13 protein-coding genes and 1 pseudogene are annotated in these 15329 nt (G+C 40.0%); 10 read left to right on the forward strand and 4 right to left on the reverse strand.

Features of this window, described 5'->3' with window-relative positions; translation table 11 throughout:
* Positions 1-51 precede the first annotated feature (51 nt).
* The 4 genes from R2R71_RS12660 to R2R71_RS12675 all read right to left on the reverse strand — a co-directional run bounded on the left by R2R71_RS12660 (position 52) and on the right by R2R71_RS12675 (position 3712).
* Positions 52-246: a hypothetical protein gene (locus R2R71_RS12660; protein ID WP_316831636.1), complete on the reverse strand. Its 195-nt coding sequence runs from the start codon at positions 244-246 to the stop codon at positions 52-54.
* A gap of 281 nt (positions 247-527) precedes the next feature.
* The gene (locus tag R2R71_RS12665; RefSeq protein WP_316831637.1) at positions 528-728 is read right to left on the reverse strand and encodes a YtxH domain-containing protein; all 201 of its coding nucleotides are present in this window, start codon (positions 726-728) and stop codon (positions 528-530) included.
* Positions 729-1236: 508 nt separating this feature from the next.
* Complete coding sequence (locus tag R2R71_RS12670; protein WP_316831638.1) at positions 1237-3015, reverse strand: ATP-binding protein; 1779 nt, start codon at positions 3013-3015, stop codon at positions 1237-1239.
* Positions 3016-3367: 352 nt separating this feature from the next.
* Positions 3368-3712 (reverse strand): hypothetical protein, encoded by a 345-nt coding sequence (locus tag R2R71_RS12675; protein ID WP_316831639.1) that lies wholly within the window; start codon positions 3710-3712, stop codon positions 3368-3370.
* Between the two features lie 425 nt (positions 3713-4137).
* Here R2R71_RS12675 and R2R71_RS12680 point away from each other — a divergent pair, with 425 nt between their 5' ends.
* The 10 genes and pseudogenes from R2R71_RS12680 to R2R71_RS12715 all read left to right on the forward strand — a co-directional run bounded on the left by R2R71_RS12680 (position 4138) and on the right by R2R71_RS12715 (position 15280).
* Positions 4138-4962 (forward strand): PAS domain S-box protein, encoded by an 825-nt coding sequence (locus R2R71_RS12680; protein ID WP_316831640.1) that lies wholly within the window; start codon positions 4138-4140, stop codon positions 4960-4962.
* Between the two features lie 24 nt (positions 4963-4986).
* Positions 4987-5352 carry a response regulator gene (locus tag R2R71_RS12685; RefSeq protein WP_316831641.1) on the forward strand — a complete coding sequence of 122 codons (366 nt, stop codon included), beginning with the start codon at positions 4987-4989 and terminating at the stop codon, positions 5350-5352.
* 13 nt (positions 5353-5365) lie between these two features.
* On the forward strand, positions 5366-5893 hold the full coding sequence (locus R2R71_RS12690; protein ID WP_316831642.1) for a DUF892 family protein: 528 nt from the start codon (positions 5366-5368) through the stop codon (positions 5891-5893).
* 268 nt (positions 5894-6161) lie between these two features.
* Positions 6162-6317 carry a lmo0937 family membrane protein gene (locus tag R2R71_RS12695; RefSeq protein WP_316831643.1) on the forward strand — a complete coding sequence of 52 codons (156 nt, stop codon included), beginning with the start codon at positions 6162-6164 and terminating at the stop codon, positions 6315-6317.
* A 912-nt stretch (positions 6318-7229) separates the two neighbouring features.
* Positions 7230-7649, forward strand: a complete 420-nt coding sequence (locus tag R2R71_RS12700; protein ID WP_316831644.1) for a PleD family two-component system response regulator — start codon at positions 7230-7232, stop codon at positions 7647-7649.
* 64 nt (positions 7650-7713) lie between these two features.
* A complete protein-coding gene (locus R2R71_RS12705; RefSeq protein ID WP_316831645.1) occupies positions 7714-8064 on the forward strand; it encodes a response regulator transcription factor in 351 nt (116 codons plus the stop codon).
* 1163 nt (positions 8065-9227) lie between these two features.
* Positions 9228-9362 (forward strand): annotated as a pseudogene (locus tag R2R71_RS21175) (low affinity iron permease family protein); the annotation flags it as partial.
* A gap of 655 nt (positions 9363-10017) precedes the next feature.
* A complete protein-coding gene (locus R2R71_RS12710) occupies positions 10018-11160 on the forward strand; it encodes an aspartyl protease family protein (RefSeq protein WP_316831646.1) in 1143 nt (380 codons plus the stop codon).
* 866 nt (positions 11161-12026) lie between these two features.
* On the forward strand, positions 12027-12170 hold the full coding sequence (locus R2R71_RS21180; protein WP_410478230.1) for a hypothetical protein: 144 nt from the start codon (positions 12027-12029) through the stop codon (positions 12168-12170).
* 1373 nt (positions 12171-13543) lie between these two features.
* Complete coding sequence (locus tag R2R71_RS12715; protein WP_316831647.1) at positions 13544-15280, forward strand: thiamine pyrophosphate-dependent enzyme; 1737 nt, start codon at positions 13544-13546, stop codon at positions 15278-15280.
* Positions 15281-15329: the final 49 nt, after the last annotated feature.

The following is a 15329-nucleotide window of genomic DNA, read 5'->3' on the forward strand; positions in this document are numbered from 1 at the left end:
CTGTTTTAATGCTTCAAATGTATGGCAAACAGAAGGCTACCTTTAGCGCAGCTACGGAAGTGGCTCAACCTCGGTAGCGATCAATCCATAGGGGGTTTCAGTAATGATGAAAATCACCGTCATGCCTGCGCAAAGATGTGAAATGCTTCCATCGATACAGAAATCGATATCCTGTGCGTTGGTGTCAGTAATTGTTCCTCTGCCCATTGCATGATCTATCATGATAATCATTCCCTGCCTTTTCATAATCAACAAGTTACGAATTAATTTTCGAAAGCAGGCTTAGCGCTTGATTACGGAGCATATAGTCAGGCCATGCAGCTCATCATAAGTTATCATTCGGAAGCTTAACCGTTACTAAACCCAATCCCTACGAATGGACACCGAAAGTTATAAGCGGAGATTAAAAAATAGGCTGATCGCAACACTATTTTTTAAGACAAATGTTTACGTCTATTTTGACTTGGGTTTAAGAAATGGTAAGATGAACTTGTCAGGGAGAATGGACAAGCCATCATTGGTTCTGGCTAACTGACCAAATCTTGTTTTGCGCGATTGACGCGCACTTTTACTTCAGAAAAAACTTCCTTGGTCTCGCTAACCAAGCCAGGTGCCCGGTCGAGAAATGCGTCAAGTATTGATCTGCCAGTTGCCAAATCTTTTTTGGTAATATGTTTTATTCCGGCATAAACTGCCGCTCCAATTAATGCTGCTCGTAAAAATCCCATAATCTTTATTTTTTGTATATTAAACACTTGCAAAAGCGAATAGTTTTATTTTAATACAGTTGTGGGTAAGTGTCATCATTGGGCAATATTGGATAATGAGGCAAATTGTTGGCCTTAGCAATGAAGCGTGGGTTTACAAACGATCCGTAAGATAGATGGCCCCGAAGACAAGCGCCCGATACGTTAATCGCTTATATCGGCCATTGCGCTAGCCCTTCATAACTGCATCACCCGTTTGAATTGCGCTCATGCTATCCGCTGTAATGGAATTGAATCGCACTATAAACTATTCTTCTTTGCAGTTCGTCACATATACCTTAAGATTGGAGGTTCCGCTGAAACCAATTATCCACATGAAAACTCAGAGGTACTCCTCATGTATGTATTATCCTGTAACATTGAATTTTAAAGCGCTCTGTGAGATAACTAAACCGGTCCATCGTTCATCATAAAAGAGTATCATGTCGAATTGTGAAAATTTGCCGTTAATTCACAGTGAGGTTAGAAATCACGACTTATCCAAAACATCTTTTTCAGGGCTTAAAGGCAGAACAAACCAAAATGTAGTTCCTTCGCCTGGGCTGCTATCAGCTCCAATTTGGCCGCCATGTTTTCTAATAATTTCCGCGCAAATATAGAGCCCTAAACCCAATCCTTGGCCATGACTCTTGCCGGAGGGTGATTGCCAATATCTATTGAAAAGCATTGGAATCTCCGCTGCAGGAATTCCTTTGCCAAGGTCAGAAACAGCTACCCTGACACTGTTGCCAAGTTGTCTGGCCTGAATGGTTATTTTTTCACTCTCCGGGGCATACTTAAATGCATTGTTAACAAAATTCACAAGTACCTGCTCAATGCGATGAATATCCGCGTAAATAAACAAGGGTAGGGTATCTGTGATGACTTTCGCTGATTCCCCTACATCCAGGTGCTCATAACATCCCCGGATAATTTCTTCAATATTAAAGGTAACCTTGTTGAGGGAGATGTCCCCCTTTGAATAACGGCCCATATCCAGCAAGTCATCAACGATGGAGCCGACTTTGGCCATAGCCCCCAGCGCAGAATCAATATACCGTATAGCCGTAGGCGGTTGGATATCACTACGTAGCCTGGCTAGTAATTGCAGATTAGCCTTTAAAACCGTTATCGGCGTCTTGAGTTCATGGCTGGCAACTGTCAGAAATTCATCTTTACGTATCTCATAATTTTTCCTGTCGGTGATCAACTGCGTTACGCCAATAAGTTTAGCAGCTATTCCAGTATGGTCATACTGCACCCTGCCTGTCGACTGAATCCAGTGTATTGACCCATCTGGCCTCAGAATTTGATATTCTACCTGATAGGGAACATTATTATTGATCGCTTGATTAAGTTGCGTTCGAATATTTTCATGATGCTCGGGAAGTATGCTCTCAAAAAGAATATCTTTGCTAAAATCTTGCCCCAGTTCCCTACCATAATTTACCTCATACTGCTCGCTGCATTTCATCAGCCCAGATCGAATGTCCAATTCAAAGCTACCCAAGTTTGCAGCTTTAAGCGCCGTACTGAGGTTTTTTTCGCTTGAAGCTAAGCGATCATTGGCAATTCTAAGCTGCTCATTTTTCGAATTTGCTTCCCAATTTAATTTCGCAACTTCTTCTAACGAAGCCTGCAATTCCTCATTAGTAGCTTGATACTCTTCATTGAGCGAAGCGAGATCTTCGTTGGTTGCCTGGAATTCTTCATTCATGGCCTGAAGTTCCTGAACAGAATTGGCAAGAAATTCATTTGCGCGTGATAAGTCCAGACGGTGCTGTAGTTCCTGATCTTCTTTTTGTTTGACCATTGCCCATGCTGCCATTCTGTCGCTAACATCTGTAGCGGTATGAAGGATACATTGGACTTTACCATGTTCATCGTGAATAGCCCGGTACTCGAAATCAAAGTAAGAAGTTTTAGGGATTCCATGGACATTCAAGGTTGCCGGACTGCTGCGAGCGGTATAGGTATCACCTGTAAGCCAAACCTGCTTAAGTAACTCAGCGAAGGGATGGCCTTTCAACTCAGGGAGGGCTTGCTCGAAAGTTTGTCCATGGACACTAAGGTCCTTTCCCCAGATACGTAACATTGCATCATTGACAAGTTGTATCCGAAGATCCTCGCCGGTGTATATTGCGGTGGCATCTTTCGACTGCATCAGAATTTCAAGAAGGGCTTCGCTACCCATCGCACTCACAAAACGTAACATCAAAAAACTGATAAAATTCCTAGAAAATGCAAATTTATCGAATTTTACAATCATTTCAAACCTTTCGCTAAACGATATTTATTTTACACCAAATGAAGCCTAAAGCTGGAAAAACTAGAAATTTATTCATCAGCAGATTCGCTCTAGAATTTTAGCCAATAGCTGGAACGGCTCGGGGAACAATGTATCAATTTTCATCATTAGATCGCTACCAACACCCTCCGTTGGATATTGCGAAAGGCTAGCTAATATCATCATGGGAATAATCGTTCCCATTTTCAGAATGGCCTTAAAGGATGCACACACATTTTTCAGACCGAAGGTATAAGCCGGGAGGTTATTGTAATTATTTCTTGCTTTGAGAAGCAAAAGTACGGTTGAGGGCAACCGTACTTTAAGATAGTTGTTATTTTTGTTTTTCTACTTTAGATTTAATTTCAGATGGCTTGAGCCAGATTTTCGCACCTTTTGAATTTACGTAATATTTCTCATTTTTTGAGTTGATGTAAACATCAGAGCCATCAGGAGCCATTTTCCCTTTCCAGGTTTTATCTGCGACCTTTGAACTACCTTTTACAGCGACTTCAGCTGTTTTGTTGCCCACAGATTTTGCGCCTTTTCCAATTGCTTTTCCGGTATGGTCAAGAGCCTTACCTACTTCTGTTTTCTTTTTTTCTTGTGCCTGAACACTGAGGGAAAGCCCTCCTAGCAGTGCTAAGGTGACAAACCCTAATACGAATTTTTTCTTCATGACAAATGTATTTTATATTAATTCAACAAAAGGATGGTTTTTTTGTTTCGAACAATTATCCTATGATTAATGATAGCAACTCAGCATTATGAAACGTTTTACTGGAAAGGTGTTTTGGAGCGAATTTTGCCCAGTTTTTGTTAGGTAAATGGGTGCACTGCATTGATTGTCTTAAACAATGTGTCCAAGTCAACATTTTGGATTTTATTTTATGATTATGCAAATATACGGTAAGGATGCTTAGCTTTTATTACTTCTAGGGACGATGATTATCCAAAAAAGACGAACAAAACCTGCCATATATATTAAAAATCTGACAAAATTCCAAATATATTTCTAATGTCAAACAATACCCATAACTATGTGTTGCGAATTTAATCATCGCGGGCTCAGGCAGCTCGCGATATATGTGAACAATATTAACCATGACCGAGAAAATTACCAAAGAAACCTTTGATCTGGAATATTTTTTTGAGCTTTATCCTGACCTGGTTTGCATTGCGGGAGAGGATGGTTTCTTAAAGAAAATTAATCCTGCCGTTCCTAAGCTTTTAGGCTATTCTAATGAGGAACTTTCCAGTTCCCCAATAGACACCTTCATACACCCTGAAGACCAACCTCAGAATCTCCCACATAATTCTGCCGATGGTGTTATGGAATACGAAAACAGATACCTTACCAAAGAGGGTCAAGTGGTATGGCTTTCCTGGACCTCAATATTTATTTCCCGGGACAAAATTATCTTTTCGATAGCAAAGGATATCACCTTAAAAAAACAGGCTGAGGAAAAAAGGCATATTAATGAAATTTTAAATAGACTTAGTGAGGAACAGCAGCAACGTTTCTCAGCAGAACTCGCTTTGTTGGACAATGGGAATGCAGCTCTGGGAGGCGATTTGAAATGGATGGGAATAAATTCAGTAATTTCTCCGGCTGATCGGATATGGTTGCAAAAGTTCGAATCACTCGTACGCATCAATGTTTCCAGTGCCTCGCTTAATATTGGGTTTCTGAGTAGTGAAATGGCCATGAGTGAACGACAACTATACCGCCAAGTAAACCGCCTGGTAAACATGACGCCTAAAAAACTCATTACACTCATTAGGCTGCATATGGTTTGGGAGGCCATCGTATCAACCAGGCAGATGACGATTGCGGAGCTCTCTGCCCTTGCAGGATATGCTTCACCTGCCCGTTTTAAGCAAATATTTCAATCGATCTTTGGTATCGATGTAAGTGAGTTGCTTTAGTGTGATGTCGATAAAGTGCTACTGATGAAAAAACCCAAAATATTAATTATTGATGATGATATTGATATCCTCGAGCTCATTGGCATCATAGTATTGGATGCCGGTTTCGAGCCAATATTAAGAAAGTCAGTCATGCCTGCGGAGGAATTGCTTAGGATAAAACCTGAGCTAATCCTGCTCGATGTTAGAATAGCAGGGTCACCTTTAAACGGAGACGAATTTTGTAGGCAACTGAAACGAGGGACAACAGCCTTTACCATTCCCGTTGTACTGGTTTCGGCGGAACGAAACTTGGAACAGATTGCCAAGAAATGCGCTGCGGATGGATTTATTTCAAAACCGTTTGACATTGATAAAATAGTCAAAGTTGTAAGGAAATTTGTACCTTAGCAACTGGATATTTATGACAACTGAAACCAACACACCTAATTCTTGGGATCGCATAAACTTAGGTTCTGATCAATTAACAAGTTTTTTTATCAGGCACCTCGACAGGATTTATGCTGCAAAGCTTCACTTGGTAGAAAAACTGCCAGCACTCGGCGAAGAAGCCCAGTTTGGCGAACTAAAAAATGCTATTGCCGAGACCGTTTCAGACGTAGAGAGGCAGTTAACCCGAATCCAGCTAATATACACGCTGCTCGATAGGAGTGTCGAGCGGGCTAGTATTTTTGGTGTTAGCGGTCTTATTGAAGATGCTTATGATGGAATTGCGCGTCAGCGCGGGGACCAGAAACTACAGGACCTTTCGATAATCTTTTACCTCCAGAATATAGAGAGCATGGAAATGGCATCATTTCAGATGCTGCTAATGGCAGCAGCGCAAATTGGTCATCCGCATGTTAATAAGTTGCTTAAAGAAAACTATGACGAAGCTAAATCAGACCGGACGCTATTGCTTTTACTTACATCCAAATATATTGTTAACTGAGCGGTTTAATTTTAGAATTTGCTATTCTCACCCTAATTACGGATAATAACGCTATTCATGCTGTCATAAGATGAATTTCAATTGGCAGCATTATTCCATGCCATTACATTACTAACGTTATGTGATCAATTTGCCGATGCTTTTAGCGATGAGGATTACAATTCCCGGGGTGGATCAGGGCTCAATTGATTCGATTAAGGTATAAACATTTTTTGCTACTTGTCAAACAAATGGATTGTAGAGGGTGTTCTATGCAAAAAAAAATTATATGGGAAATTTACTTTATTTAATTGCCGTTGTTCTGGTCATCATTTGGCTTGTTAGCTTCGTTGGAGGATACTATACAGGAGGAATCATCCATGCATTGTTGGTTATCGCCGTTATCGCAGTGTTATGGAGGCTTCTCGCAGGCAGGCGGGTTTGATGTACCTTGCTGCGAGTCGGCAGTCATCTGCAAAGAGTCAAAAGGGCGCATGTTGCGCCCTTTTTTTGGGTAAGCATCGAGCCGTGCTTGAATTCTCAATGCTAAGCACTTGGCATCCCAAAGTCAGCAAAATATGGCGGAAGCTTACATGCTCAGGCTATGTATCATTCTCCGTAGTTAGCCAAACTGGTATTTTCTAAGCTCTCACTAATATACATGGTTTGCATCAAGCTTACCTTAAAGGTTAGACAAGTAAATGGAATGGGTTGAATGTTGGACTACACGCTCAAGATAAATCAGTTAGAAGACATCGCGCCCGGAAGTTTTAAAAAATTAATAGATAAAACAAAGCTATACGCTTAATAGACTTCACTCGTATCCAAGCCTGCACCGCTCGAAACTCATTTACAAAAAATGTCGTTATGGATATGGACATTTCCCCTATCAGATTTTATTTACAATGGAACTTTGGAAATTTGCTGAAGGGATTCCGGTAAGCAAGCTGGGAGCAAATGCCTAAATAGCTCCGAACTTTAGAAATATATCATGGATAGAAATCTGGTTTTATTGCTCAGTCATTGAAGACAAAAATTTTTGCCCCTGGCATGGGAAACCTCTTAAAGAGGCATTCGTTCATGTTCATCACGATGTTCCAGCATAGCCAATGACCTCGGGCCACGTAGATTTCTAGAGAAATAGCAATTACATATCCATGTAACTGCTATTTAGTAACGCTCCCAATGATAACACTGAGTGGGCCTCTCAAAGCCGCTCAACAAAACTACATATAAAAGCGAAATTATGTAAGCAAATTTGAATCTTTCAAACGTATGCCTAACGATGGATTTGATCATAGTCTGATTAAAGTAATTTAGTTATTACAATACCACCCCCGGAGCTTGCTAGAGGCTTTTGGGTACAATAACGGTAAAATTTGTTCATTTTATTAGCTATGTTTACACCCTAAAACTAAATGAGATCAAGAAGAAAATACTTTTTATAGACGATGAACCAGCGTTGCTGGAACTTGCGCCATTGCTATTTCGTGACTACCATGTTCTCGCCTCCAGCGATGCTGAAAACGTCTGTGCCCTGATTTCAACCTTCAAACCAGATATAATTTTAGTTGATGTAATTATGGGTTTAAGGGATGGAGTTACCGTTTGCCGGGAGATAAAGGAAAATTCGGAGCATGCTCAAATACCGGTGGTATTAATGACTGCTGGCTATCTAAGGGAACGAGATAAGTTTAGCCTGGCTGACGGTTTTATAGAAAAGCCTTTCGATTTGGAATACACCATAGGCCTGATCGAATCAATCACGTCAAAGTAATGGTTTTAAATTTTTGAAAACTAATTGGTTGCAATAATGTAATCTATATATAAGGATTACGTACATGCAGACAATTATATTATTAGAAGACGACGATGATATTCGTGAGTTGGTGGAAATTATTTTAGAAGGTGAGCATTTTAGAGTTGTCTCTTTTCGCAATGTTGCAGAATTTTCAGCGAGGGATCCTGATCTAAATGCAGATTTATTTCTTCTAGACGTTAGGCTTCCCGATGGCTCTGGGATTGACGTTTGTGAAGAATTGATGTCGGTCAACGATACACCGGTGATAATCATGAGTGCACACGCAACTTTAGAGCTAATCAACAAGAGCTGTGATCCAAGCGATTTTATTGAAAAACCTTTCGATATCGATTCTTTGGTGAGTAGGATAAAAGCACAAATTCATAGGTGATTATACGATGAAATTCATCGTATGTAAAGTGTTTATTATGGTTTCTAAACGACTTATTGATTGCAAATTTCATCAATTTTGTTGGATTAGTCCTATAAAAAGGGTCGGCAATGAATCGGTTCTTATCTTTTTCTGGGACCTTACTTAACTTTTTATTTTGTCGTTCGTAGATGTTACGATACTAGACTATTTTCAAGAAAAAACTTAGGAAATAAAAGAAGTTCTAGTATTTTTTGCTTACTAGCCTTGCACTGTCCTTGATGAAAAATTATTTCAGCTACTTTAAATACATTCGAATACAATAAATCCAAACGCCAGCGCGGAAACCGATGACCTTTGCGACCCATTAAATCATGCCACAAAGAGATTCAATAAGCAGGTTCTAGGGCAGAATATCATCAGCAGCAAGTGTCGGGTACCGAACGGCAATCCAGAAAACTTTCCGGAAAAAAATTGATTCTGAATTTCTTTTATTGACAGCATTTTAGCGTTTGGTTGTTTAAAGCTTCTTTAGGGGAACAAAACAGCTCGATGAGGCTAAACTTTTGCATCCATGCTATAGGCTTTTACCCCCAACGAAGCTTACAGCCACATTTAGGATAATAACGAATTTTGAAGCATCAATAACATCCTGCTAATGTCCTGGCATGTCGACCATACTTACGCCTTGAAAAATGAATGTACATCGCCTTCTGATAGCTTTTTTGCGATTTTGAAATATCGGATAGAAACTTTTTCATCCTCCATGGTCATCGTTGCTGTTGAAGTTAGCGTTCTATATTCTAACTTAAACGCTGATTTTCTGCAACCATTAGTCACAACTTTTTAAGGGAATGAAAAATCCGTTAGTGCGATTACAACTATAGAACGATCAAAAAATGATGCAAAAAGATTAGCAATTCCCAAATGCAAGTGTAAATTTATATTGCTTGCGTTGAAAATTAATACCATGACAGAAAATAAAATTTTTTGGCAATTTTTTAGTCAGGCTCCTTCCGTTACCCGAAGCTGTTCCGCTTTAGCCGTCGCCGTCGGTGCGATCGTAATTTTAGCGACTATCGGCCCTCTCGCTAAATACTCGGAACTGGAAACTTATTAATAACAGCCTTAGCACAATCATTACCCTTTCGATAGTATCTCTTATTTAGGCAAAAAATAAGGATTTCGAGGCGATTTATTTAAAGTTAAATGAGCTTTCTGTCGCTAATCACAGGACATATAACAGCATGGTTAATATCGAAGACATGAGCAAAGATGAATGGATAGACTTCAATGGTTTTTATAAATTGCTCTACTAAGCTGCACAGAAAGAAGATGACAATAACCTTAGGCAATGAATAGGAACGGCAAAAGATGCCAGCAGCATAAAAGTGGACTGCCTCACCGAGCCTTTAACGAAAAATCTTAACATAACCTAGGTAGATTAAATGCTTTAGCAGTGGCCGCTCAATGCGCTACTGCTATTGTATTATTTTTATGTCCCCGAGGGCCGCTTGTTTGGTCATCTTTCAGAATTTGTCCTCCCACTGAACCGAACTCGCAGACCAATTTATCGAGCTAGCGGGATACAACAAAATATAATAAACTCAACTTGTGCGCACACACAGATTTGATATCATCTAAGCTATTTCATCATTGAGTTTCCGTTGATGAAAGATCTTTATTGGGAAATCTTAATAATGGGTGCCGATAAGTCGCATGGCCATAACCTGTAATGTTCAAATCGCTCTTTTAATAAGTAGAAAAAGTGCAATGGTAGTCGAAAGTTAGCAATAGTATAATCCAGGCCGAAGATAATCGGATTGCTGCAAATTATTAAGCTGCAGACAGTTCAGCTGCCTGCTGATTTGTTTACCAAAAAATTAATTAGGAGTATTGATTCTGAAAATTTTTTTTTTATGCTCTTGCAACCTAAGAGAATTATTTATCATCTAGACTTTAATAATCATCAGCATGAAAAAAATAGTAATATTAATTGCCAGCGCATTCCTGCTCTCAACAACAAGTTTAGCGCAAAACATCCAGATAGATAGTCTCAGGTTTAGTACCGAAAAGGGTTTATTGATTTTTGAAGGATATCTAAATGGCATCAAGACTGATTTTGCCTTTGATACGGGCGCCGGTTCAGGGGTGCTGACCAGTAAAAGTCTGAGAAGTCCCGGTATCAGTATGCAAGGACACAGAAAAATAAATGACAGTCAACAAAACGTGGCCAAGCTGGGCCTGGCTAAAATTAATAGCTTAAAAATTGGTGCTTTTGATTTTTTGAACATTACTAGTGTCCTTTCAGATATGCCATTTTTATATTGTAATGATGTTTATTTGCTTGGTGGTGACGTTATCAACCAGCTCAATTGGAAATTTGATTTTGAAAAAAATATCGTTTATTTTTCCAAACAGCCCTTTGCTATGCATGCTGGTATGCAGGAAATGCCTTTTAGAATAGTTGGCAACCGGCACTTTTCTACGCTGTTGGCTCAAGGTCAATACATCGAAAACGTGCTAATAGATTTCGGTTTTGCCGGATTTTGCACACTAGAAAGTACATCCAGTAAAACCAGGCAAATCATGCGCACACTATCACCTGAAGGTATCTACCCTAGTAAGAGTTCCTCGATGGGCCTAAACTCGATGTCTGTAGGTAAAATGACAAATTCGTTCTTTCTTGATTCTGTCAGGCTTGGGGGATTACCGATAAACGATCTCAAAGTAAATGCTATGCCGGACACCCATGATAAGATAGGACTATTACTTTTAAAAAGGAATTTCAAGCAGATAATCATCAACAGTTTGGAACTTAAATATTGGTTGCTCCCAAACTCTGTTCTACCGGCAAGGCAAACCAGCTTTGATGCAAGTTTCCATTTGAATGATAAGCGGCAACTTGAAGTTGTATCGATGAACGGATCGCTAAAAAATACCGCAGAGTCACTGAAAATAGGTCAAAGGCTAATAGAGCTAAATGGCCGCAGGGGTGAGAGTTTTGCTAATAAATGTGAATTTTTGAGCTGGTATGCTGAACAGGCTAAAAATGATCAATTTACTATTTTAACCACAAAAGGAGAAACATTGATAATCGGTAGATCTATTTTTTAATTTATTTTCCGTTATTATCAACAGAAGAGGTGTGGCAGTATTTAGCATAGCTATTGGTCCTTGTCTATGCTTTAATCATTAATCCTGATCTCTTAGCTGTCAAGTTACCAGATTTCCTTTTATACGCTTATGCAATAAGCTGCCAGTAGTGGAGCAGCACTACTGAATTAAAGTCATATCTTGATTTAGCCCCCGATATGAGTATGTTTTTCCGATCGGTAATAACATTTGCAGCCAATGCGCTGTTTTTAGCTAGCGGTTGTTGAGAACTTATGGCTTAGACCAGTGGGATATACGTATGAACACCGCCGAAATTTCCAAAACCATATTGTCAGTGGAAATTGAAGTGTGTATTGAGATAATTGCCTTCCCGCGGTAGCTAATATTGCTGGTTTCAAAATTTTTTACCATCGACCCAGATCGCAAAAGAATTCCGGGTAGGGCATGCGGAAAGAACTCGCTTCACCAACCCTGAACAGATCGATATAAGTATTTTATTATCAAGATTAATAGTTGGATTGCTGAAAGATATCCTCGGAGTTTTCAATTTCTAAAAATACTATTGTTTGCCTATTCAATGCTATTAAGGCATCCCGAAGGTAAAATCCGATATTTCCCTTAACCAATATAGACCATTTTAGTCCAAGGCACAACTCGATAAATTTTAAGTGAATATAAGCCTTTGGATTGCTAATTTATTTTGCGCCAGTGAATGGGCATACTGACTTAATATTGAAGTAAATGTCTCTGGTTTATCCTTTAGCCAAGGATAAAAGACCGGGATGAAAGCAAAGTTGATTAAGTTTAACAAATAACAGGACGCCAGCTGTTTTTACCCTGGTCAATGCTTCAGGTGCCCCTTTCAGATAAGAGGCAATCATCTTCAAAGAAAATACCTGCATGGTTTTTCAGTTTCTTACCAGGAATATGGTGATGTATCGCAACAGGCATTAGATGTTGGTCAAAATAAGATCGCCAAGATGTCCTGTTCGGGAATAAGATTCAGCTGAAGAAAATCCGAGGAGTGATCGATAAGGTGATGTATGGCATACAAGCTCAATTTTTGTACATCGAAGAATTAAAATTCCACACCATTTGTAAAACATTTAGTCATTGCAATATGCCTCACCCACCTGATATCCGTTGCGCGAACTTGCGCGAATTTGCTCACCCGTTTCCAGATAGAAGGTATATACTGGCTGCCCGTTTGCTGGCGATACATCAGTACTGATCATTGCTATTTTACCACATATCCTCTTTTTACAACCAATAAACATAAGCACCGGACACACCAGTAGCAGTAATAAATATCTCATCAGTTATGTAAGCCAACGAGTATCGAATTTGTTTTAACAATATTCAAAAATATTTAATAATGTCTTATAAGACAGACAAATTAAGTTTAGTGAGGGTTATAATCAGGCTCGGTTGAAAAGACCCTCTTCATGCATGAAAATACAGGAATTGTTTCGAAGCTGAAATGTCAGCCACCTTAAAGTTCAGTTATCGCTCCACCCGGAACCATTTCCACGGGTACAATAATTCTTTTAATAGCCTTAAGTTGTTTAAAAGATATAAATTGTCTAAGTAGGTCCTAATAAAGTTATTGCAAAAGAAAAAGCAGTTACCATCCGGCAACTGCTTAGCTTAATTTTGATAATATGTATGTCTATATTTTCTAAACCACTTTTTTAAACAAATGTTTTCAAAAAAGTATGTATTCAATTCGCCAGCTTAAGCTAGCTATAACTTTTGAAATTTCCTTTCAGCATAACAATTGACACTAAATAGGGGTTCACTGGAAATTATACATTCGCCTATGCAGTTGATGAAATTATCAGCCGAGAATATGATTTCAACGGTCCAAATGCAAGTATCATATCTGCCGGTTTAAAAAAACAGTTGCACCCTTTTTTTATAAATGATGGGGTTGGGCGCTGATTGGTTTCGCTCATTTATTGACCGGCTCCTTAAGCGGCCTCGATTTCCCCGAATTTGGGAATAGCAAATATTGTAGCACCAATTTTTTAGAAGTCGCTTTGTCCAAAATCGAATCCCGAGAAATCTGGATCGTAATCATCAGCAAAGACTACCGCAAGCACACCAGTGTTGAATGAAATTAAATGACAGGATTAAACGTGATTATGAAATTATGTTTGGGTATACAGCGATAAAATGTGGCAGGCACGTCCCCACGTGCCTGCTACTAACCAAATATAAGTATGTTAAGAAAAATTTACTTCAGTAACAGTGGATTTTGCAAATTGTTTTCAGTGTGTATTTGTTTATCTCAAAATATCCGTTTTTTATTTTCAAAACAATCTGGTCATTTCAGGTATTTATAAGTTGTCTTGGATAATAAAAATTACAAACAAGTACTTGAATGGGTAAAAATGTTGCAGAACAACTAGTTGAGATGCTAGTTGAGGTAGGCGTAAAAAGAATTTACGCGGTGACTGGAGATAGCTTGAATTATTTCAACGATGCTGTCAGGCGCAATGGGAACATCAAATGGATTCACGTCCGCAATGAAGAAGTGGGCGCTTTTGCCGCCGCCGCCGAGGCGGAGTTGGACGGAATTGCGTGTTGTGCAGGGAGCTGTGGTCCCGGCCATGTGCACCTGATAAATGGGCTATATGATGCACACCGTTCACACGTGCCAGTCATTGCCATTGCATCTACGATTCCCACAGCTGAATTCGGAACCGAATTTTTTCAGGAGACCAACACTATAAAATTATTCGAAGATTGTAGCCACTACAATCAGTTAGCCACTACTGCAGCGCAGGTACCCAAGATGTTCCAGACCGCAGTCCAGCATGCTGTGCATCGGAAAGGTGTTGCCGTTTTGGGCTTGCCCGGGGATGTCGCCCAGCAAGATGCAGTGGAGAGTGTCACCTCAATGCAGCTATTCCGTAGTACACCGGTTTTACGCCCTGCCGATTTCGAGCTACGTGAGCTAGCATCATTAATAGAGGACGCCAAGAAGATTACTCTGTATTGCGGTATTGGTGCTAACGAGGCTCATGATGAAGTGATAGCCCTGGCCAATAAACTCAAAGCACCCATAGCCTTTTCCTTCCGGGCGAAAATGGGCATACAGCATCACAACCCATTTGAGATCGGGATGACGGGCCTTCTAGGACAGCCCTCAGGTTACCATGCAATGCACGAGGCTGACCTGGTTCTCCTGCTGGGTACGGATTTCCCTTACGTAAACTTTATGCCGGATAAAAATAAAATCGTGCAGATTGACGAAAGGCCGGAACGGTTAGGCAGAAGAGCAAAACTGGAAATGGGATTGTGCGGTCGTATAGGTGATACGATACAATCATTGCTTCCCCTGATTCAACAAAGATCTGACGAAAGTTTCTTAAAAACGCAACTGGAATTTTATCAGAAAGTGAAAGACAATCAACAGGTTTACATTAACCTTAAAGGAGAAGAGAACAAAATACAACCCGAGTTCGTTGCCGCAACGCTTGACCGAATGGCAAACTTCGATGCGATAGTTACTGTTGACACAGGAATGTGTTGTGTATGGGGCGCGAGGTTCATAAACGCAACAGGACAACGCAAGATGCTGGGCTCTTTCAATCATGGCTCTATGGCCAATGCGATGCCAATGGCGATAGGGGCAGCATTGGCCCGCCCACAGCAGCAGGTGATCGCACTTTGTGGGGACGGTGGTTTGTCCATGTTGCTGGGAGATCTGGCAACCATTAAGCAATATGAGCTGCCAATTAAACTCATCGTATTTAACAATCGGGCTTTAGGAATGGTGAAACTGGAGATGGAAGTCGATGGGTTACCAGATAACGAAACTGATATGATAAATCCGGATTTTGCTTTGGTCGCGCAGGCAATGGGTTTTAAGGGACTTACCGTTTCAAAACCTGAAGAGTTAGAAAATGCGCTAAGTCACGCTTTCAATGAACAGGGCCCCGTATTGTTAAATGTTATGACCAATCCCAATGCACTTGCTATGCCACCGAAGGTTGAATGGAAACAGGTTAAGGGGATGACTGAATCCATGGCCAAACTTATGCTTGGCGGAAAAATGGGCGAAGTTTTAGACACTATAAAATCAAACTACAAGCACTTGGGCGAGATTCTGTAAGAAGTTTAAAAGCATATTTTATCATCTATGGCCTGGAAAGAAGCATATC

It is taken from the genome of Pedobacter aquatilis, from assembly GCF_032678405.1.
Lineage (GTDB): Bacteria > Bacteroidota > Bacteroidia > Sphingobacteriales > Sphingobacteriaceae > Pedobacter > Pedobacter aquatilis_A.

Excerpts from the sequence above, each read along its gene's own strand:
- R2R71_RS12660 (WP_316831636.1), bottom strand. The coding sequence starts at position 246 with ATGAAAAGGCAGGGAATGATTATCATGATAGATCATGCAATGGGCAGA.
- R2R71_RS12665 (WP_316831637.1), bottom strand. The coding sequence starts at position 728 with ATGGGATTTTTACGAGCAGCATTAATTGGAGCGGCAGTTTATGCCGGA.
- R2R71_RS12670 (WP_316831638.1), bottom strand. The coding sequence starts at position 3,015 with ATGATTGTAAAATTCGATAAATTTGCATTTTCTAGGAATTTTATCAGT.
- R2R71_RS12675 (WP_316831639.1), bottom strand. The coding sequence starts at position 3,712 with ATGAAGAAAAAATTCGTATTAGGGTTTGTCACCTTAGCACTGCTAGGA.
- R2R71_RS12680 (WP_316831640.1), top strand. The coding sequence starts at position 4,138 with ATGACCGAGAAAATTACCAAAGAAACCTTTGATCTGGAATATTTTTTT.
- R2R71_RS12685 (WP_316831641.1), top strand. The coding sequence starts at position 4,987 with ATGAAAAAACCCAAAATATTAATTATTGATGATGATATTGATATCCTC.
- R2R71_RS12690 (WP_316831642.1), top strand. The coding sequence starts at position 5,366 with ATGACAACTGAAACCAACACACCTAATTCTTGGGATCGCATAAACTTA.
- R2R71_RS12695 (WP_316831643.1), top strand. The coding sequence starts at position 6,162 with ATGGGAAATTTACTTTATTTAATTGCCGTTGTTCTGGTCATCATTTGG.
- R2R71_RS12705 (WP_316831645.1), top strand. The coding sequence starts at position 7,714 with ATGCAGACAATTATATTATTAGAAGACGACGATGATATTCGTGAGTTG.
- R2R71_RS12710 (WP_316831646.1), top strand. The coding sequence starts at position 10,018 with ATGAAAAAAATAGTAATATTAATTGCCAGCGCATTCCTGCTCTCAACA.
- R2R71_RS12715 (WP_316831647.1), top strand. The coding sequence starts at position 13,544 with ATGGGTAAAAATGTTGCAGAACAACTAGTTGAGATGCTAGTTGAGGTA.